General features: G+C 46.8%; 20 protein-coding genes and 2 tRNA genes. 12 read left to right on the forward strand and 10 right to left on the reverse strand.

The features are described from left to right. Window positions 1–115: 115 nt before the first annotated feature. Together AKJ31_RS06250 and AKJ31_RS06255 are read left to right on the forward strand one after the other, a co-directional pair. Window positions 116–754: a YchE family NAAT transporter gene (locus AKJ31_RS06250; protein WP_053408245.1), complete on the forward strand. Its 639-nt coding sequence runs from the start codon at window positions 116–118 to the stop codon at window positions 752–754. Between the two features lie 50 nt (window positions 755–804). Then, entirely contained in the window at window positions 805–1,650 is an 846-nt protein-coding gene (locus AKJ31_RS06255; RefSeq protein ID WP_053408246.1) for an ion transporter, read from the forward strand. A 73-nt stretch (window positions 1,651–1,723) separates the two neighbouring features. Here AKJ31_RS06255 and AKJ31_RS06260 read toward each other — a convergent pair whose 3' ends face one another. Then, a complete protein-coding gene (locus AKJ31_RS06260) occupies window positions 1,724–2,245 on the reverse strand; it encodes a type II secretion system protein (protein WP_053408247.1) in 522 nt (173 codons plus the stop codon). Window positions 2,246–2,363: 118 nt separating this feature from the next. After that, window positions 2,364–3,479, reverse strand: coding sequence for an aspartate-semialdehyde dehydrogenase (gene asd, locus AKJ31_RS06265; protein WP_053408342.1), 1,116 nt, complete (start codon window positions 3,477–3,479; stop codon window positions 2,364–2,366). A 440-nt stretch (window positions 3,480–3,919) separates the two neighbouring features. On the opposite strand from asd, the gene nhaC reads away from it, so the two are divergent. Then, a complete protein-coding gene (gene nhaC / locus AKJ31_RS06270; protein WP_053408248.1) occupies window positions 3,920–5,356 on the forward strand; it encodes a Na+/H+ antiporter NhaC in 1,437 nt (478 codons plus the stop codon). 66 nt (window positions 5,357–5,422) lie between these two features. Here nhaC and AKJ31_RS06275 read toward each other — a convergent pair whose 3' ends face one another. The 3 genes from AKJ31_RS06275 to yejK all read right to left on the reverse strand — a co-directional run bounded on the left by AKJ31_RS06275 (window position 5,423) and on the right by yejK (window position 8,935). Beyond that, window positions 5,423–6,571, reverse strand: a complete 1,149-nt coding sequence (locus AKJ31_RS06275) for a hypothetical protein (RefSeq protein WP_053408249.1) — start codon at window positions 6,569–6,571, stop codon at window positions 5,423–5,425. A gap of 60 nt (window positions 6,572–6,631) precedes the next feature. Then, a complete protein-coding gene (locus AKJ31_RS06280; protein ID WP_053408250.1) occupies window positions 6,632–7,828 on the reverse strand; it encodes an Hpt domain-containing protein in 1,197 nt (398 codons plus the stop codon). Window positions 7,829–7,933: 105 nt separating this feature from the next. Then, the gene (gene yejK / locus AKJ31_RS06285) at window positions 7,934–8,935 is read right to left on the reverse strand and encodes a nucleoid-associated protein YejK (RefSeq protein WP_053408251.1); all 1,002 of its coding nucleotides are present in this window, start codon (window positions 8,933–8,935) and stop codon (window positions 7,934–7,936) included. An 86-nt stretch (window positions 8,936–9,021) separates the two neighbouring features. On the opposite strand from yejK, the gene AKJ31_RS06290 reads away from it, so the two are divergent. The 3 genes from AKJ31_RS06290 (at window position 9,022) to AKJ31_RS06300 (ending at window position 11,213) form a co-directional block, all read left to right on the forward strand. Further along, window positions 9,022–9,246, forward strand: coding sequence for a YejL family protein (locus AKJ31_RS06290; protein WP_053408252.1), 225 nt, complete (start codon window positions 9,022–9,024; stop codon window positions 9,244–9,246). Between the two features lie 28 nt (window positions 9,247–9,274). After that, entirely contained in the window at window positions 9,275–11,083 is a 1,809-nt protein-coding gene (locus AKJ31_RS06295) for a DUF3413 domain-containing protein (RefSeq protein WP_053408253.1), read from the forward strand. A 53-nt stretch (window positions 11,084–11,136) separates the two neighbouring features. After that, window positions 11,137–11,213 (forward strand) — tRNA-Pro (locus tag AKJ31_RS06300). A gap of 61 nt (window positions 11,214–11,274) precedes the next feature. On the opposite strand, the gene AKJ31_RS06305 is transcribed toward AKJ31_RS06300, so the two are convergent. Next, window positions 11,275–12,126 (reverse strand): AraC family transcriptional regulator, encoded by an 852-nt coding sequence (locus AKJ31_RS06305; RefSeq protein ID WP_053408254.1) that lies wholly within the window; start codon window positions 12,124–12,126, stop codon window positions 11,275–11,277. Between the two features lie 114 nt (window positions 12,127–12,240). On the opposite strand from AKJ31_RS06305, the gene grxC reads away from it, so the two are divergent. From grxC to AKJ31_RS06325, 4 genes are all read left to right on the forward strand, one after another. Beyond that, window positions 12,241–12,519: a glutaredoxin 3 gene (gene grxC / locus AKJ31_RS06310; protein ID WP_053408255.1), complete on the forward strand. Its 279-nt coding sequence runs from the start codon at window positions 12,241–12,243 to the stop codon at window positions 12,517–12,519. A gap of 28 nt (window positions 12,520–12,547) precedes the next feature. Beyond that, window positions 12,548–13,033 carry a YkgB family protein gene (locus tag AKJ31_RS06315; RefSeq protein ID WP_053408256.1) on the forward strand — a complete coding sequence of 162 codons (486 nt, stop codon included), beginning with the start codon at window positions 12,548–12,550 and terminating at the stop codon, window positions 13,031–13,033. A 327-nt stretch (window positions 13,034–13,360) separates the two neighbouring features. Continuing rightward, window positions 13,361–13,451 (forward strand) — tRNA-Ser (locus AKJ31_RS06320). A 174-nt stretch (window positions 13,452–13,625) separates the two neighbouring features. After that, window positions 13,626–14,771, forward strand: a complete 1,146-nt coding sequence (locus AKJ31_RS06325) for an amidohydrolase (protein ID WP_053408257.1) — start codon at window positions 13,626–13,628, stop codon at window positions 14,769–14,771. 19 nt (window positions 14,772–14,790) lie between these two features. Here the strand turns inward: AKJ31_RS06325 and AKJ31_RS06330 are convergent, their stop codons facing one another. Beyond that, window positions 14,791–15,279, reverse strand: a complete 489-nt coding sequence (locus tag AKJ31_RS06330) for an NUDIX domain-containing protein (RefSeq protein ID WP_053408258.1) — start codon at window positions 15,277–15,279, stop codon at window positions 14,791–14,793. Window positions 15,280–15,289: 10 nt separating this feature from the next. Next, window positions 15,290–16,213 (reverse strand): histone deacetylase family protein, encoded by a 924-nt coding sequence (locus tag AKJ31_RS06335; RefSeq protein WP_053408259.1) that lies wholly within the window; start codon window positions 16,211–16,213, stop codon window positions 15,290–15,292. Between the two features lie 193 nt (window positions 16,214–16,406). Here AKJ31_RS06335 and AKJ31_RS06340 point away from each other — a divergent pair, with 193 nt between their 5' ends. Further along, entirely contained in the window at window positions 16,407–17,090 is a 684-nt protein-coding gene (locus AKJ31_RS06340; protein WP_053408260.1) for an SDR family oxidoreductase, read from the forward strand. 16 nt (window positions 17,091–17,106) lie between these two features. Here the strand turns inward: AKJ31_RS06340 and AKJ31_RS06345 are convergent, their stop codons facing one another. Beyond that, window positions 17,107–19,071 (reverse strand): DNA topoisomerase III, encoded by a 1,965-nt coding sequence (locus AKJ31_RS06345; RefSeq protein ID WP_053408261.1) that lies wholly within the window; start codon window positions 19,069–19,071, stop codon window positions 17,107–17,109. A gap of 99 nt (window positions 19,072–19,170) precedes the next feature. Next, window positions 19,171–19,506: a Grx4 family monothiol glutaredoxin gene (locus AKJ31_RS06350; protein WP_053408262.1), complete on the reverse strand. Its 336-nt coding sequence runs from the start codon at window positions 19,504–19,506 to the stop codon at window positions 19,171–19,173. Window positions 19,507–19,778: 272 nt separating this feature from the next. Between AKJ31_RS06350 and sodB the strand changes: the two genes are divergently transcribed. Then, a complete protein-coding gene (gene sodB / locus AKJ31_RS06355; RefSeq protein ID WP_053408263.1) occupies window positions 19,779–20,363 on the forward strand; it encodes a superoxide dismutase [Fe] in 585 nt (194 codons plus the stop codon). Window positions 20,364–20,377 lie beyond the last annotated feature (14 nt).

Here is a 20,377-nt window from a genome sequence, read left to right on the forward strand (position 1 = left end):
TTCTCAGTAATGGGATGCTCTACAGGTTAGTTTTTTTCATTCGTTGACGTTCAGATTTTAGACTATATTCCGCGTGTAACTCACCACTCCTATTACTTATCGTGGATGCACTGACATGCAATCGATCGAAATCGCTATTTTTCTGCAGTTTTTTCTCGGCTTAGTTGCCGCGGTTAACCCTGTGGGAATCATGCCTGTATTCGTCTCCCTTACCGGGCATATGACGTTAGAAGAAAAACACAAAACCGCGACAACCGCGAACATCGCTGTTGCGGTGATCCTGATTGTTTCTTTATTAGCAGGTCAGATGCTGTTGGACATGTTTAGCATCTCACTGGACTCGTTTCGCGTGGCGGGTGGGTTACTGCTGCTCAGTATCGCCTTTTCGATGATGAGCGGTAAGCTAGGCGAGGATAAGCAGAACAAGCAGGAAAAATCTGAATACGTCAGTCGTGAACAGATTGGTGTTGTGCCATTGGCAATGCCTTTGATGGCGGGCCCAGGTGCGATCAGTTCGACTATCGTTTACGGTGCACGTTACCCAAGTATGCTGGATACCGTCGGCATTGCGGCCACCGTGGGTGTGTTCTGTTTCTGCTCTTGGTTGTTGTTCCGCTCAGCACCGCTGATCGTGCGCTTCCTCGGTCAAACTGGCATCAACGTCATCACCCGTATTATGGGTCTGATCTTGGGCGCGCTGGGTATTGAGTTTATTGCTAACGGCTTACGCAACCTCTTCCCCGGATTAGCCTGATTTTCTTAATGGCTGTATGATAAAGCGATTCATCCTTGGATCGCTTTTTTATGAAGAATCACACGCTTAAAAATACCCTTTACGTCACCATCTTCGGTACGCACACAAAAGCGGGGCGAGCTTTCGATATCGCGTTGATCATCGCGATCATCAGTTCTTTGGTCGTGCTTGTGCTCGACTCGATTCCATCAGTACGAGCTGAATGGGCGAAAGAACTCAAGTATTTGGAATACATGTTCACTGGTCTTTTTACCATCGAATACTTAGTACGCCTCTACTGTTCACCAAAACCCGCGGCTTACGCGAAAAGCTTTTATGGGGTGGTCGATTTACTCGCGATATTGCCGACCTATCTTGTTCTCTTCTTCCCGTCCGCATCATTTATGGGCGTGATCCGAGCGCTGCGTGTAATGCGCATTTTCCGTATCTTAAAGCTGGTTCGCTACCTACAGGAATCCAACATTCTGCTGCGTTCACTGTTGATGGCGCGAAGAAAGATTTTTATCTTCTTCAGCACGGTTGCGATTTTGGTCACCATATTTGGCGCATTGATCTTTGTAATTGAAGGACCAGAAAACGGCTTCACCAGCATCCCGAAAAGCATCTATTGGGCGATAGTGACCATCACAACGGTGGGTTACGGGGACTTAGTACCACAAACCGATTTGGGTAAGGCGTTAGCATCACTGACAATGCTATTGGGTTATTCGATTCTTGCGGTGCCGACGGGCATCTTTACCGCGGAGCTACATCAGGAGATGCAATCACACAAAGTACTGGTGAAATGCCCAAACTGTTCGCAAAGCGGTCATGATTCGGATGCGATGCACTGCAAACATTGCGGCAGCGAATTAGCTGATCCAGATAAGCGGGTTGTATCAGCAGAAAAAAAATAAACGCTCACAAAGAGCGTTTATTGGCGGTGTGTTGGATTGCAGTATGTAGCCTTGACCAAGCTCAGCGCACCGCTTAACAACCATCGGTAAATACTTCAACTCGGTAATCCGCGCCAGCTTCCATTGCGGCGGTATATTTTACGTAGCACTTACTATCTTCAATCGCCTTATTGAAATCACTGATCGTTTCTTCGCCTAACCATTCTGAGCGGGTGACAATCCACGTATCCGGATTCGCCACGGTGCCATTATTGTGCGCAGCCCACACCCACTCTTTACTCATATCATGATAGCCCGTATCAAGCTGCAGGAAGTTTTCCATACCGCCTTTGATAACCGATGGATAACCATATTGCACGTAGCCATACCCTTCTACCAAGTAACTGCCTAAGTTCTCCTGAGCTTCTACGGAAGTCTTACCAAACGCCAATTGAGCCGCATTGTTGACCGCTCCAGCAAGACCTTGAACCACCGAACTTTTGGCTTCACTTTGCAAATTGAGAAACCTTGGGGCGGCTACGACAGCCAATAAACCAAGAATCACGATCACAACCACTAACTCAATCAGGGTAAAACCCTTCGCTTTTCTCGACATTTTGAACTCCAGTCGTCAATTCGCTACGAAAGTAGTTGCTCAAGGTCAGGAACGTGTCAGCAAAAAACAAAAAAGCGCCCATAAAGGCGCTTTTGATACTGGTTGTTTCGATTCTAACCTATTGTTTCTCAGCCAGAATGATACGCAGTGTACGACGTAACGGCTCAGCCGCACCCCACAGTAGTTGGTCACCGACAGTGAATGCGTTCAAGAACTCATCACCCATTGCCATCTTACGCAGACGACCGACAGGCACTGACAATGTACCCGTTACTTTCGCCGGTGTCAGCTCAGAGGCTGTAATGTCACGGTCATTAGGAATAACCTTAACCCAATCATTGTGCGTGGCGATCATCTCTTCGATCTCGTCCATCGGCACATTCTGCTTAAGCTTAATGGTTAGCGCTTGTGAGTGACAACGCATTGCACCGATACGTACACATGTACCGTCGATTGGCACTGGTGCGTCTTGGAAACCTAGAATCTTGTTCGCTTCTACGCCCGCTTTCCACTCTTCTTTACTTTGACCATTATCGCGCTTCACATCGATCCAAGGGATCAGAGAACCTGCTAGCGGTACGCCAAATTTATCCGTTGGGAACGAAGTGCTGCGCATTGTATCGGCAACTTTCTTATCGATATCAAGGATAGAACTTGCTGGGTTTGCGAGTTCAGAACTCACTGAGTCGTTAATCACGCCCATTTGTGAGATAAGCTCACGCATGTTCTGCGCACCCGCACCTGACGCCGCTTGGTAAGTCATCGCGCTTGTCCATTCAACAAGGCCTTTTTCAAACAGACCACCAAGACCCATCAGCATTAAACTTACGGTACAGTTACCACCAACAAAAGTGTTAGTGCCGCCGTGAATGCCTTGCTGGATTTGCGCTAAGTTAACTGGGTCTAGCGTAATAATGGAATCTTCTGCCATGCGCAGCGTTGAAGCGGCATCAATCCAATAGCCTTTCCAACCTGCTTTGCGAAGTTCTGGGTAAACTTTTTCTGTGTAGCTACCACCTTGGCAGGTGATAACAGCATCAAGCTGTTTTAAGCTGTCGATGTCGTATGCATCTTGTAGATTTCCGGCTTCTTTACCAAAGTTTGGCGCTGGAATGCCTACTTGCGAAGTACTGTAAAAGACGGGATCGATAAAATCGAAGTCTCTTTCTTCTACCATACGTTGCATTAGTACTGAACCAACCATACCGCGCCAGCCAACTAAACCTACTCTCATCATCAACTCTCCATGTAAACCTTACAAAAACGAAGTAATCCATAGTTCAATTTTCGCGGCAAAATCTCAAGAGGTATTTACAAAAAAACACGAAGTTTTATCGCTATTCATCGATTGCTTAGATAAAAGTCTGTTTTTGAGCAGAATTTCACCGGTTGTTATTTTTGAGAACAAAACAAAGAAAGCAGAAAACAAATTCCTAATTTATGTAACACACAATTTTCACATTACAAAACATTGCTAATCATTAAATTTAACCAAAAATAAAACTTTCAACCAAACAAACAATCGAAAGCAGATCAAATACACACAAAAAGCACATAAACTCGAAATATTACTCTGAGTCATGTAAGGTTCACTCCGTTCCCTAAAGGCGTTAACACTTCGATGGCTCTCATTCATGACAGCTATTGGTTCATAATTCTTATAAGAGGCTCTGTATGACGCAACTTACCCCACGTCTGCCAAGCTTAATGCAGGTTATTGTTGCCCTTGGCCTATTTTTGCTGATGGCATTTTCATTCACAGCAAAATTAGATCTTCCAATCCAGCTAGCACTTTACATTGGCTGGTTCATTATCATGGTGCTTGGTATCCGTTTAGGCCACCAATATAAAGACTTAGAAAAAGCGGCACTAAAAGGTATTTCAAACGGACTAGGCGCAGTACTTATTTTGCTTGCTGTCGGCGCTCTTGTCGGTACTTGGATTTCAGGCGGTATCGTACCAACGATCATCTATTACGGCCTAAATGCGATCCACCCTTCTATTTTCCTTCTCGCAACGATGATCATCTGTTCTCTGACCGCATTAGCAACTGGCACCTCTTGGGGCGCAGCAGGTACAGCGGGTATTGCGATGATGGGTATCGGCCAAGGTCTTGGCGTTCCAGCACCAATCACTGCTGGTGCGGTACTGTCTGGCTGTTACTTTGGTGACAAAATGTCGCCGCTGTCAGACTCAGTAATCCTAGCGTCTTCAATGTCGAACGTTGAAGTCATGGAGCATATCAAAGGCATGCTGCCGATCGCGCTGATCAGCTACGTCATCACTGGCATCATGTTTACTGCGTTTGGTTTCCACTACGCAGGTAACGTCGACATGTCACAGGTACAGTCTGTTATCGACGCAATGGAACAGCAGTTCTACATCACTCCATATTCATTTGTTCCAGTGATTATCGTGCTTGGCCTGTTGGCGATGCGTATGCCTTCATTCCCGGTCATCAGCTTTGGTTCACTGCTGGGTATTATCTGGGCGGTGATGATTCAAGATGTGGATTTCCTACAAGCCTTTAATACCGCTTGGGCGCCGTACCAAATCGAATCTGGCGTAGCGTTCATCGATTCCATCCTAAACCGTGGTGGTATGTCTTCGATGCTCGGTTCGGTGGCTGTGATTGTCTTCGGCCTTGGCTTTGGTGGCCTACTGGATAAAGTTGGCGTACTGGAAACCATCGCGAAACTGTTCGAGCGTCGCGTACAAAGTGCAGGTTCACTGGCAAGCAGCACCATTGGTACCGCATTCTTAGGTAACGTTTTTGGCTCAGCAATGTACGTGTCTCTTATCCTGACACCAAAAATCTGTGCGAAGAACTACGACCGCTTGGGCTACCAGCGTAAGAACCTATCTCGAAATGCAGAGTTCGGTGGCACACTCACATCAGGTATGGTGCCTTGGAGTGATAACGGTATCTACATGGCGAGTATTCTTGGTGTCGCAACCCTGTCTTACGCACCGTTCATGTGGTTAAGCTTCACTTGTATCATTGTCACCATCTTCACCTCATACATGGGTTGGTTTGTCGATAAGTGCGAGCCAACGGCAGAGGCGAGTGCGGAAGAAAGCGAAGTCGAGTTGGCTAAGCAAACTGCATAACGCTTCAGATTCGAAACCAAAAAGAGCGCCTACCACGGCGCTCTTTTTTTGTTTGGTTTTAGCTGGTTATGAGGCAGATTTCGCACGCTTACCCAACATGTAACCCAAACCGAGTGGCGCGAAGAAAATCACTAAAATAAATAAGATAAAGTAGATAATCGTGCTCTTGATCAACATGACCACTTTGTCTATCGCCAAAGCAATCAAATCTTGCGAAAGCGCATCAAGATTGTTGGTGAACTTTTCTCGTTCAGCACTGATAATTAAAGCAATTTCGGCTCGTTCACGGGCGACCATTTTCTCCAATGCTTGACGCTCTTTACTTAACTGTTCGAGCCTTTTTTCCGTTCTGTCGTCGATCTCACTGACCAATGGTTGCAACTGAATAGACATCTGTTTGGCAAGGTTTTCCATGTACTCTGGGTTGTTCTCAACAAAGTCGCGAAATGCCCGAGACGTTCCTTCGATACTTTCCAAGGTCGTAGTCAATTGCTGACCTGAAACATTGCTATTCATCGCGATCAATTGCGCTTTCCAGGTCATCAATTTTGGCGTTTGTTCTGAAACGATACTTAGCCTGTCAGACACATCGCCCAATGCTTCAGGCATAGTGCCTAAGTTGGCAACCGCTTCTTCGTCGGTGATGCCTTGCGACTTCAGCCATGCACGATAAGCAGGTTGACGGATAAATGATAAGTCATTAAACGGATATTGCTCAGCGTATTGCGTGACAAACTGTTTCGTCGAAGCATAGCTGTCGTCTTTGAGTACAGACTTCGCCAAGTCATCAATTTCTGCTCGCAGTTGCGTGGATGCCTGACGCGCGTGGTCACTCTCAAACAACTCCGCACCCTCGCCACTTTCAAAGAAGTTTGCCATTTGGTTGGTGAACACCCAGCTGTCAATCAGCGCTGCCATAGGCGAAACCTGATACGCCGAACTTTGAATGCCCTCTTCTGCGTTTATCTTCCACAACAGAACGTAAGATTGATTGAGTCTATCTTGCGGGTCGTAAAGCGACGAAGTGGCATCACCCGCTTGCTCTACTTGAGAAAAGAACTGCTGCGCGTATTCGCGAGTCAGTAACCTCATCGTCAGCTCTTGTTTGGTCAGCGGTGTGGTTTGCGTATCGATTTTGACTTCAAGCAGAGAGCAACCGCTCAAGCTGAAAAAAATCATCAACACGCTAATGAATTGAAAACGACGAATCCCCATATAAGTGCTCCGGATTGCATAATGTTGTCCGGAGAATATAGGTATTCGGTCAGGGAGCGATTAATTTAAATCAACATTATGTATATTCAGAAAAGTCTGAGCTGCTTTTATGGTTGCATCGAGGTGTTTTTCTAGCTCGACCAGCAATAACGGCACAGTATCGCTCTCTTTCGCAATCGCTGTTTCCAGTTCTGCGGCAGCGTCACGCAGTTGAACCACACCCAAGTTACCACCAATTCCTTTCAAGCTATGAGCTTTCCTCTGCGCATCTACTGGAGATTCTGTGAGTAACGCGCGGAGCTCTTGGATGTCTTGAGCGTGATCAGAAACGAAAACTTGTAGCAACATGCACACAGATTTAATATCACCGTTCAACGACGTTACCATGTCATCAAAGTTGATCTCATCATCCGCACTGTCTGCTTTAGCTTGCTGACTTCTACTAACTGGCGGCACTTGCTCTCTTTGTACAGCAACCGCTCGCGATTGAGCTGGATGGTAAGTGAGCAAAATGATGCCAAGTAGCGCGCCTACCGCCAATAAGCTCACCAATATTGCCAGCATCAAATGTTGTTCACGTAACTCTTGGTATTTACCCGCGATGATAGCGAGCTCAGCACTGACGTCGTGTGCGATCAGATTATCGACAAAATAACTGCCCTGCGCATAGCTGCCAAGCACAAGAGACACCTCTGCAACCACCTGCTGCAGTTCTTTCTTTTCTTTGCCTTCAAGCAGCGTCGAATGTTGGTAAATTCGGTCAACATCCCTTGCTGCCTGTATGCTTTGGTTACTGGTGTCGTAGAGAGTTTCGAATACGTTGGCGCTCAATTGAAAATAGTAATCGGATAAAGGATGCTGGTCAGGATAGTGGGTGCGAATGCGACGAATCTGCCGTGCAAGTTCGCTGACGGCGACTTCATTGTCGACATACGCTTTGGCAAGGTCGATAAACCTATCGACGGTGTAAAGAAGTTGGTTTAAATCAGGGCTGAGCCAACTATCACGATAGTCTGCACCAATTTGTAAACGTAATGCGTAGAGGATTTGTAAATTCAGCTCTTGGCTATTAAGTAACTTGGCGCGAAAGCTGTTGTCGAAATAAAACGAGTTACGCAACTTTTCTACTTCATAACCCAACTCTTCCACTTGAAGTTGACTGTTTTCTACCGAACGGTAGCTACCAACAATTGCGCTTAACGTTATCAGCCAACAGACCGATACCAGCACAGCTAATTTAATCCACTTGCGTTCCATGCCTTTAAACTCAAATAAAGTGCTATGAATACAAGAATATATGCAATTTTTAGGAAGTGTAGGGCTAAGTGCGCATTTATTGCACTCAGCCCCAGATATGGAAGGTTACTTGTTGCGCGTTAATTGGTCACGCAGATTAGGGGGCGTGCCTTTGATCGTTAGCGTATCGGTTTCTGGATCGTAGAAAATGCGCTCGCCAAGCAGCATGCTGTCAAAGTTAATATTGACACCGCCACCAGCGCCGACGTACTTGGTCAGCTTGCGTACGGCAGTGCGGTCGCCAGGAAAACTCTCTTCCAGTTCGTAGCCTTGCTCTTGGGTGTAATCGAAGAAGCTCGTGCCATCTTGTGCCGCCGGTAACTCACCCGACAACTCTTTGATTTGCACTTCGTCACCCGATTTGATCTGCTCACTGCAGTAATCGGCAACTTGCTTTTTGTAGCTTAGGGCTTCGTCTTTTTCCAGTTTAGAGTCAGTACAGAAGTCTTCTACTGCCTGCATCAGCACTTGGTTTTGCTGTTTGGTGTCTAAGCCCACTTCTGCTTGTAGGAAATCGAGGAAAAAGTCTGCGACTTTACGCCCTACTCGGCCTTTAATGTAAGCTAAGTAACGGTTTGAATCTTTGTCAGTTTCGTAGCTGGTTAGGTCGATACGAGCAGCGATATCCATCTTGCTCAAATCTAAGTATTCGGTTGCGCTGATATCCAGACCTTCGGTCACTTTCAAACTGTGGTTTGACGGAATAATAGCGACAAATAGGTAATCCGTTGCCAGAGACTGGTACTCTGCAAATACCAAGATACCTTCGTCCGCAAATGGGTATTTAGCTAACTCTTCTTTAAGACGGTTTGCACTGCTTTGAGAAAAATCGTAGAAGTTTCTCTCACCTTTGCGCAGCTCTTGCAACCAATGCTGAAATTCGCTGTCCGATTTGAAAGAACCAAAGCCTTTACCTGCCTTTGAGTTAAATACTCGGTGCAATTCGGCAACTAGGTTTTCGGTGGAAGAATCATTGTTCAGAGAGTCGGCTCTGAAGTTAACAATCAGTTCATCTGAATCGTTTTTTTGCAGTTGGTGTAAGATAACGTTAGATAGTTGAAGACTCATGGTGAAATTTATCGCTGCATAGGTTTCAGTTGCGTGGCATTGTAGGTTATCATAAGCCGCTTTACTATCAACATTAGAACACTTTTATGCCAATTACTTCTAAATACAGCGACGAGAAAGTTGAACAAATCTTAACTGAGATTGCAGCGGTTCTTGATAAACATTCAGCTGGCCCAGAGCTTTCTCTGATGATTGCGGGAAATATCGCTACCAATGTCTTAAATCAAGATGTTGCGCCTTCACAACGCAAGGTAATTGCTGAAAAATTTGCACAAGCGCTTGTTTCTTCTATTGAAGACAAATCACACTAATAGCAATAAAAATACATAGAACACATACATGGTAGATAGCGGAAACACATATGGTGAACGTGTATCACGTTTAGTCGGCTGGGGACATTGGTTTGCCTTCTTCAACATTATTGCAGCAATGTTGGTGGGTACCCGTTATATTTCTCAGTCTCCTTGGCCTGAAACCTTACTCGGACAATTTTACTTAGCCGTATCATGGGTCGGTCATTTCGGCTTTTTGGTATTCGCTCTCTACCTGTTAGTCCTCTTTCCGCTGACATTTATTGTCCCATCGCGGAAACTGTTCCGACTGATCGCGGTCTGTTTCGCGACTCTCGGACTGACGTTACTGCTGATCGATACTCAGGCTTATCAAACCATCAACCTCCACTTAACGCCTGTCGTGTGGGAAGTGTTGTTCAACGATGAAAGCTCACGAGTCAGCTCTGACCTTCAGCACCTATTTATCGTCATGCCACTGATCTTCATGCTTCAACTCGGGTTGTCTGAATGGGTATGGCGTAAACAACGCAAACTATCGCACAAGCATATTGGTCGTCCGTTTGCGGCGTTATTCTTTATTAGCTTTATCTCTAGCCACCTTATTTACGTGTGGGCGGATGCGTATTTTTACAATCCGATCACCGCGCAGCGTGCTAACTTCCCGCTCTCTTACCCAATGACCGCGAAGTCGTTCATGGAGAAACACGGCCTACTCGACAAAGAAGAGTACCTAAAGCGTCTTGAAGAGAACCAAGAAGAAAACGCAGAGCTCGTTCGCTACCCGTTAGAGCCACTTGAGTTCAATCGCCGCGCTAATCCGCTAAACGTATTGGTCGTGAGCGTGAATAACTTACGTGCTGACGCGCTGAACAAAGATTGGATGCCTGCGACGTACGCGTTTGCTGAGCAGAATCTCAACTTCACCAACCACTACAGTTCAAGTAACGATACATTTGGTGTGTTTGGTCTGTTCTATGGTTTGCCAAGCGCATACGCACCAAGCATTAAGACACAAGGTACGAAACCTATCGTGATCCAGACGCTGACCGACAAGAAATACCAGTTCGGTTTATTCAGCGCAGACAACTTTAGTGACCCGCTTTACGGTGAATCTGTTTTCCGTGGTATGAACTTCACCGGCATTCCGCTCAATGCTGAAGACTCGGCAGATATCCAGACGATTTCTGCGTGGTCAGAATGGGCGAAAGCACAAGGTAAATCACCTTGGTTCAGCTTCATCGAGCTTACGACGTTGAATAACTTCAATGCTTACGAACGCGCAACGAAGAATCAAAGCAGCGAAGATACCCTCAAAGCTGGCTACAAGAAATCGGCGCAGAAAGCCGATGAAGAGCTGGCGGCATTGTTTACAGAGATTGATGCGCTAGGCATAAAAGACTCGACTATCGTGATTATTACCTCGAATCACGGTACTGAGTTCAACGAAACCAATACCAATAGCTGGGGTGCAAACACCAACTACAGCCGCTACCAGTTACAAGTACCTATGGTTATTCATTGGCCGGGTAAGATCGCTTCTGAGTATCAGCATCGCACCAGCCACCTAGACTTATCAGTTACGCTGTTGCAGGACCTGCTAGGTGTGTCGTCGAATCCAAACGACTTCAGTAGCGGACGCAACTTGTTTGACGAGCGCGCGAGAAAATGGATTCTTGCTGGTGATTCAAGAGAGCTAGCACTTATCACCCAGAAAGATACGACGGTGATTGATAAGTTTGGTAACTACAAGTTGTATGACAGCAATTACAAGCGTTTGAAAGATGAAAACCCGACTCTGCCAGTGCTGATGCAAGGCCTGACAGAACTGCAACGTTTTTATGCAAAAGGGAACTAAATCAAATTCTTAGCAATTGACGAAACTGAAAGCAGTCGCTAAATTATCGTCATCGGACTGTAGCGCAGCTTGGTAGCGCACCGTCATGGGGTGTCGGGGGTCGCTGGTTCAAATCCAGTCAGTCCGACCAGACACGAAAAAAGAGAGCTTCGGCTCTCTTTTTTGTTATCTGTATATCGGCCAACACCGAGTTATTGTTGCGCTCTAAAACGCTTGGGGGTTGTGCCCGTATGCTTTTTAAACGTGAGCGTAAAGGCGCGCTCCGATTCATAACCAACTTGCTCAGCTACCTCATCAATCGACAATAGCGACTCACGCAACAGCTCCTGTGCCCTGCCCATTCTGAGATTGGTTAAGTATTCAAACATCGGTTGTCCAACCAAAGCAGAAAAGCGGCTAGCAAACGCAGCGCGTGACATACCGATCTCACCTGCAACCAACTCGAGCGTCCAACTCTTATCAGGATGGTCATGCAACAGTTGCAGAGCACGAGAAATACGTTTGTCGTTCAGCGCCTCTAAAAACGGGCTTTTTTGCTCTCGCCCAAAGTTAATTCGGATCAGTTCGACCAAGATGATTTCGGTCAGCTTATTGACGATCAGCTCCGAGCCTGGCCCTTGGGATAGATATTCTGAACTCAACTGGTCAAAGGTACTTCTCAACCAAGGATAGTGCGCTAAGTCTTTATCACGCACAATCGTCACCCGAGGAAAGATGTCCAATAACGGCGTCGTCACTGTTCGCGTATAGCTAAAAGAACCACAAAGTAACAGCGTTGGTTCTTCTAGGTCAGGCTTGTCTTTATCCGGAGATTGACTCGACAATACATGGTCTTGTCCCGGTCCTAAGAAGATCAAATCTCCCGCTTCCAATCGTTCCACTTGACCGTCAATAATCGCCCAGCAACCACCACGTCGAATCAAATGAAAACTGGCGTGGTCTAGGTCGTTAAAGGTTTTACTCCACGGCGCTTCCACCTGACTGCAAAAATAGACGCTGCCTACCACACGAATCGCGCGCAGCATATCGCTCATCACTTCCATATTTAGCCTTATCCTTAACTAGACGATCTATGTATTAAATCAAGATTATCATGCATAGATAGTATTTTCCGCAATGGTTAAATTAACCCTACAGACAACAAGCGGAGAAACACCATGGCAAAAATCGAAATTTATACCAAACACTACTGCCCTCATTGCAAAGCCGCAAAACACACTTTAAAGCGTTTAGGTTTAGCGTATCGAGAAATCGAAGTCAGCGATAACCCAACGCGACTAAACGAAATGAAGAACCGTAGCCAACGACGAACCGTTCCACAGATTTTTGTCGGCAACCACCACGTTGGTGGAAATGATGATTTAGTCGCCAGCATCAGAAGTGGTGATTTTGAACAGATCTTAGAGCGCCAAGGCGTCACGCATACCGCAAAATAACACAGAGAATTGATGAAGGAGAAAGACCATGACAACTATCAATAGCACAGCCAATCACCGAGTAGCAGGCACTCAATCACTGACCAACATTGCTGACCAAGCAGTACGTTTTTCTATCATCATCGTCCTAGCATGGATTGGGGCAATGAAGTTTACCAGTTACGAAGCAAACGCAATCCAAGGTCTTGTGGCATCAAGCCCGCTGACCAGCTGGTTATACAGTATCTTCAGCTTACAAGGTGCTTCTAACCTGATCGGTTTGGTGGAAGTGGCAACTGCGATTGCTTTATTGTTCGCACCAGTGCACCGCGTGTTTGCACTTGTCGGCGCTGCTAGTGCTACAGTTATCTTCGCCGTTACAACAAGCTTTCTGTTTACCGCGCCAATCAGCGAAGCAAGTTTAGGTGGCTTCCCAGCAATCTCTGTCGTGCCGGGTCAATTCCTACTAAAAGACATTGTATTGCTAGCAGCGGCGTTATCTTTATTGGCAAAAGTTCTACGACAAGAAGATTAATGACTAGCACAGATCAGATGCAGTCAACCCAACAATAAAGAGAGCTCCGGCTCTCTTTTTATCGGCCCACTATTGGCGATATTGACCGCGATGGTGATGATACTACTAAGTTTGGGCGTTATGCTCGGTTAAGCGCTTGAGTTTATCCCATTGAAGCGATTGGTAAATGTGGTGGTGTTTAGCCAAGTAATGCGAGGCACAAAGGCTAGATTTGATGTAAAAACGCGCACTTAATCTGATATTTATCACGAAGTGCCCACAAATAAAGCAAACAGTAATTTTAGGGGTTTACAAGTTTTCGCAACCTCTATATTATTCGCCTCACACGGAGAGATGGCTGAGTGGTTGAAAGCACCGGTCTTGAAAACCGGCATACGTTAATAGCGTATCTAGGGTTCAAATCCCTATCTCTCCGCCACATTCGAAAAGCCTGCTGAGCAATCAGCAGGCTTTTTTCGTTTATCCCCTTCAACTTACCGCCATCGCCAATAAGATTATTTTTGATCCTACCGAGAGATTTCCTATCACGCGGTTGAACATCTGCTGTTCGAGGTCTAAAAATGGGAGCTTGCACTAATGGAAGGGATAATCGATGAGCGAGCAACTAACTACCACACCAACCTTTGATGCGATTGCTTTTCGCCAGCAACTGCACCGTTTTCCTGAATTATCGGGTAACGAAGTCAACACCTCACAAGTCATTGCTACTCAACTCGCTTCTTTTGGTTTAGAGCCGGTTATCGGTGTCGGCGGGCATGGCCTGTTTTGCGTTATCGATAGCGGGAAACCAGGTCAAACGACGCTATTTCGCGCCGATTTTGATGCGCTTCCGATTACAGAGAAAGCCACCCATAACCACGTATCTCACCACGACGGCATAATGCATGCGTGCGGACACGACGGACATACCGTCTCGCTGTTAAAAGTGGCGAAGCACTTAAGTGTAAATCCGCCCCAGCACGGCAAAGTTATTCTCTTGTTCCAACCCGCAGAGGAAACAGGTACAGGTGCAGAGGCGATGATTCGCGATAAACGCCTTGCCGAGCAGCCGATTGATAACGTCTTTGCTTATCACAACTTACCCGGCTTTCCACTGCATGAGGTCATCATCAAGGACAACACCTTCGCCTGTGCATCAGTTGGCGCTCTGGTGAGTTTGAAAGGCAAAACCTCTCACGCCGCGAGGCCAGAAAACGGAATAAGCCCGACCAATGCGATGGTAGAACTTATCGGCTTTCTGCAATCTCTCGCGGACAACTATCAGGATGCTTTCTGCCTAGTGACCATTGTTCACGCCAGTCTTGGCGAAGAAGCATTTGGCATTGCACCAGGGGAGGCAAAAGTGATGGCGACTATGCGCAGTGAATGTAATCACGCGTTCAGTGATATGAAGCGTCGACTAACCAGCAAAGTTGAGCAGCTTGCAGCCCAGCATGGTCTAGAGATGGAAATTACTTGGGATGAACCATTCAACGCAGCAGTGAACTCAAGCTCTCATGTCGAGTTGGTCAAGCGAGTCGCCAAGCAAAACCAGCTCAATGTACATCAACTTGAAGAGCCGATGCGTTGGTCAGAAGACTTTGCCGAGTTCCTGACTCAATGGAATGGCGCGCTATTTTGTATCGGCAGTGGAGAAGCGCACCCTGAGCTGCATAACCCTGACTATGACTTCCCCGATGAAATTTTAGAAACCGCTGGCACTATGTTTATCGGTTTAGCCAAAGAGTTGCATGGATAACGGCTGCCGCGCCAACGCGTTATTGGTCTAGATAGTTGATTGTTTCGAACTCACCTTGGACATACGCACCAAGGTGAGTCGAATAATCCCGCTCTTCAATCATGGTGAGCAAGCGAGATTGGAGCTCGACTGGATAAAGCCTTTTGCCAGGCAACTCAGTGACGCGAACCCATTCGACCGCTTGAATGTACTCCTCATCACTCAAGCCCTTTAGGTTTTGAATGTGTATTTCGCCGCGGTATCCCGTCACTTGGTAAAAGAACTCCGCGTTATAACGCCCCTTACTGGTTTCGAGAAACTCGCGAACACAAAGTAGTTCCCCTACTTCCACATCTAAGCCGGTTTCTTCGAAAAACTCTCGCTTTAAGCAGGCTTTAGTACTGGTGTCTCCCTGCTCCATTCCGCCACCAGGCAGAATCCAATACTCGCCGCTGAAGTCTTTGACTTTCACCAACAACACCACGTCTTCTTCGATTAGGATCCCTGCTGCGCGTATTCTGTGTTCCATCACTTAATCCTTATTCGCAGTAGATTGCCTTCGCGGCCTCGATGAGCTGCATGTGGATTGGCACTAGGTCTTGATGCTGGCTACGATAACCACCACCCACGACACACGCGATTGGCAGAGCTCGATTGCGTGCTAAGCCAAACATAAAGCGGTCACGCTGACCAATCGCCTGCGTTGAAACGTTGAAATAACCCAATTCGTCATCCTGATGAATATCGACACCCGCGTCATAAATGATCATATCCGGTTGATGTAAGTTCACCGCCATTTCCACCACCGAACAAAACGACTCAAGAAACTCTTTGTCTTGAGTCTCTCTTGGCAGCGCGACATCCATATCGGAATCGGGTTTGCGCGCGGGGAAGTTTTTCGCACAGTGGAACGAAAGCGTGACGATATCAGGCTCATCGGCGCACAAGGTTGCCGTACCATCACCATGATGCACATCGCTATCGACAATCAGCACCTTGTCGATACCGTCTTGTTTAAGTGCTCGCTTCGCTGCCAACACCAGATCGTTAAATAGGCAAAAGCCGCTACCAAAATCGTAGTGCGCGTGGTGATAACCGCCACTCAAATGAATCGCGATGCCTTGCTCCAACGCTTGCTCAACCGTATCGCATGTCCCGCCCGCTGAAGTCAATGTTCGAGTGATCAGGCACTCACTCCACGGGAAACCAATTCGACGCATCTTAGCGGCAGGCAACGAGCCTGACACCAGCGCTTCGACATATTCGCTGCAGTGCGTTTCTAGCACTTCTTCTACGCTAAGCGCTTTGGGTTCGACAAAGCGAAACGTGCGTTGCCAATCTTCGTTACTTGAACATTGCTGGGCGATTTGTTGATACAGCAAGCGATACTTGTTGATGGGATAACGATGTCCGTCCGGGAGAGTTAGCTCAGAATAAATCGAGTGGTAAATCAGTGGGATCATAAGATTCATTAGTGAAAAAATACGCCGTCATGTTATCAAGTTGTTTTACTCGTCGCGACCTTTTCTGGTTCACCCAACTGTCATCCATATTCAATGATTTAGTCTCATAATGGGCAAAATGGTTGATTTTATCTTATTGGCTTCGCACAATTTCTTGGTCTGTCATTCAACGTTTCAAACGTAAGGAACCCCTATGAATACCGTTTTGGTTACAGGAGCGAATCGCGGCGTCGGCTTAAGTCTTGCCGAACAATTGCTGTCTAAAGGCTGGCAAGTCCACGCAACATACCGTAGTGAAGACAGCGCTGATAAGTTGAAAAGTTTGGCTGACAAAGGGGACTTGATTTGTCATCGACTCGATATCACCGACTATTCAGCGGTTTCATCGTTAGTTGACGTACTGCCGAGCCTAGACTTACTGATCAATAACGCCGGATATTACGGACCAAAAGGTTACGGATTTGGCCACACCGATGTGGAAGAGTGGCGTAAAGTATTCGAAGTTAATACCATCGCTCCGCTCAAGTTGGTTGAGGCGCTCTATCCAAAACTGCATCTAGGGACGCTAAAGAAAATTGCCTGCCTCTCTTCTAAAGTCGGCAGTATGACGGAAAACACCTCCGGTGGAGGCTATATTTATCGCTCATCGAAAGCGGCGTTGAACTCGGTAGTAAAGAGCTTGAGTAACGATCTTACCAATGACGGTTTTACCGTGCTCGCCCTGCATCCGGGATGGGTACAAACCGAAATGGGTGGGCCAAACGCTTTGATTGATACTGCGACATCCGCACGCGGATTGATTGAAGTGATTGAACACGCCACGACGGCTAATTCCGGTGAGTTCATCAATTACGACGGCACTCACCTGCCTTGGTAAGCGACCTAAGCCAGCTTTAACTGCTGGCTTTTTTATTGCTGGTGCGTTTGCTAGTCGACCCTTTCGCCGCGGGTTTACGTTTACGCTTAAACGCTGGTCGCTCTACTTTTGGCAAGTGACGCAAAGACTCTGGGACAGGGCCTGATTTCACTTGCCCCATCAGCCCATTAATTCGGTCAAGTAATGACTGCATAAACGGTTGATACGCTTGATTGCGCTCGGCCATTCCTTGCAACTGGTGCTCCCAATGTGCGGTCATGTCAGGGTAAGTGGAGTCACTTGGCAGCGCATGAATTAAGCCACGCCCAGCGGGAGAACTCAAAATCGTTTTACCTTGACGTTTTAATAGCTGGCGCTTGAACAAAGTATCTAATATCCCAGCGCGGGTCGCTTCCGTTCCTAAGCCATCGGTTTCTTTGAGGATCTTTTTCAGCTCTTTATCTTCGACAAAGCGCGCGATCCCCGTCATCGCTTGCAGCAACGTTGCTTCGGTAAAGTGTTTTGGCGGCTCGGTTTTACGGTCTTTGATTTCACCTTCGCGACAAGTCAAAACGGTACCTTCAGCTAACGGTGGTACTGCGTCAACGCCGCTATCCTCATCGTCTGCTTTGCCCATTAACTCTTTCCAACCCGCTGAAACCAATTGTCTGCCTTTGGCAATAAAGGTTCCGCCAGCAATATCAAACACCAACTTGGCTTCTGCGTAGATTGCAGCAGGATAAAATTGCATCAGATACTGGCGAGCAATCTGCTGATAAATTTTCATTTCGTTGCCGGATAGCGCGTTCACTGACGCCTTCTTCGGTGTCGGGATGATCGCGTGGTGCGCGTCGACTTTTTTGTCGTTCCACGCTTTGGATTTCAGCGACAGATTCGCACCTTGTACCGCCGGCCCTAGTTCTTTGGCGTTGTTACCAATCGCTTGGCAAACACTCTGCGCTTGAGCGTAATGCTCCAGTGGCAAATAACGACAATCTGAGCGTGGGTAGGTGATCAGCTTATGCTTTTCATACAGAGACTGACAGGTATCTAAAACCTGCTGGGCGCTCATGCCAAAACGCTTGGCAGCGTCAATCTGCAACGCAGACAATGAGTAAGGTAGCGGTGCGGATTGCTTGGTTTGCTTTTGCTCCGACTCAACTACGGTTGCGGGTTGGTTGGCAATCCGGTTTGCGACGTTTTCCACCAGCTTACGGTTAAGCACTCGCCCCTCTTCATCTTGCCAAGGTTTGCAGGCTTCACTCGGCTTCCAACGAGCGCGAATATCAAATTGCTGTGCGCCATCTTGATACGGGATCAACGCGTGCAACGTGAAGTAATCTTTCGGTACAAAGTTTTCAATTTCTTCGTCGCGTCGCACCACTAAGCCAAGCACCGGCGTTTGCACTCGACCGACTGATAACACGCCCTGATAACCCGCCTTTTGTCCCAACAAGGTATACGCGCGTGACATGTTCATACCGTATAACCAGTCGGCACGAGAGCGCGCTAACGCAGAAACGGATAACGGAATAAACTCGCGATTGCTGCGCATCTGGCCTAAGGCACGTTTGACGGCAGGTAAGTTGAGGTCGCTGATCAACAGGCGCTGCGCCGACTCTTTCTTCGCTTTACTGACTTTGCAGTAATCGAGTACCTCGTCGACTAAAAGCTGCCCTTCGCGGTCTGGGTCTCCCGCGTGAACGATTTGGTTGGATTCTTTGAGCAGTTTTCGCACTACCGTCAGCTGTTTGCTAGCCGATTTTCTTGGTCGTAACTGCCACTGTTCAGGAACAATTGGTAAATCGGCTAAATTCCACTTTTTGTATCTCTCATCGTAGGCATCCGGCTCAACTTGTTCTAACAAGTGGCCGATACACCAAGTCACCACATCGCCGTTACCACAACGGATAAATCCTTGGTCTTTCTTTTGGGGATTGGGCAAAGCCGCAGCGATAGCTCTTGCGAGGCTGGGCTTTTCGGCGATAAACAGACGGGACATAAAATACGTTCAGACAGATACAATAAAGGCCACATTATCGAATGTGGCCTTTATAAATCAAGAAAAACTGTAAATTTACACAGTACTTTCCGACAAAGATTACTCTTCGTTGCTTGCAGCGCGTGCCGCAGCTTCTTTAACTAGTGGCTGAAGTTCACCTTTTTGGAACATTTCGATGATAATGTCACAACCACCAATCAGTTCGCCTTCAATCCAAAGCTGTGGGAATGTAGGCCACTGCGCGTAAGCTGGAAGCTCTGCGCGAATGTCTGGGTTTTGTAGAATGTCTACGTATGCGAATTTTTCGCCACAAGCCATTAGTGCTTGTGCAGCTTGAGAAGAGAAACCACAGCTAGGCAGTTTTGGTGAGCCTTTCATGTAAAGAAGGATCGAATTCTCTTCGATTTGCTGTTTGATTTTATCGATAGTTTCCATTGCTTCCTCTTAATGGAGTTACTGCAAATTATCTGGACATTCTAAACCATTGGAGCAGAATAAAAAGCCTATAATCTTTGTGGTTTTATACGATAAATAAATTTCATATAGAAATTGAACATCTAACCTTTTAATAAAGTAAAAACTTGCTAAACTATAGCTCAAGTCAGCAGTATGACCATGGTTGGCTGATTCAGCGGGCCATGAATAACAAATAACACTGGAAGCAATCGAAAGAGTCTAACTCTTTCTTATTAATGGAGAATCGAGCAATGGCATTTGAACTACCAGCTCTTCCTTACGCGAAAGACGCGCTAGAACCACACATCTCAGCTGAAACACTAGATTTCCACCACGGTAAGCACCACAACACTTACGTTGTTAAGCTAAACGGTCTTATCCCTGGTACTGAGTTTGAAGGTAAAACTCTGGAAGAGATCATCAAGACTTCAACTGGCGGTATCTTCAACAACGCAGCGCAAATCTGGAACCACACGTTCTACTGGCACTGTCTAGCACCAAACGCTGGCGGCGAACCAACTGGCGCAGTTGCAGACGCAATCAACGCTGCTTTCGGTTCATTCGAAGAATTCAAAGCGAAATTCACAGACGCAGCAATCAACAACTTCGGTTCTTCATGGACTTGGCTAGTTAAGAAAGCGGACGGTTCTCTAGAAATCGTTAACACTTCTAACGCAGCGACTCCTCTAACAGAAGAAGGTACTACTCCACTTCTAACTGTTGACCTATGGGAACACGCGTACTACATCGATTACCGTAACGTTCGTCCAGATTACATGAACGGCTTCTGGGCTCTAGTTAACTGGGACTTCGTTGCAGAGAACCTAGCTAAATAATTCCCTTCCCCTAG

Source organism: Vibrio hepatarius, assembly GCF_001274785.1.
Lineage (GTDB): Bacteria > Pseudomonadota > Gammaproteobacteria > Enterobacterales > Vibrionaceae > Vibrio > Vibrio hepatarius.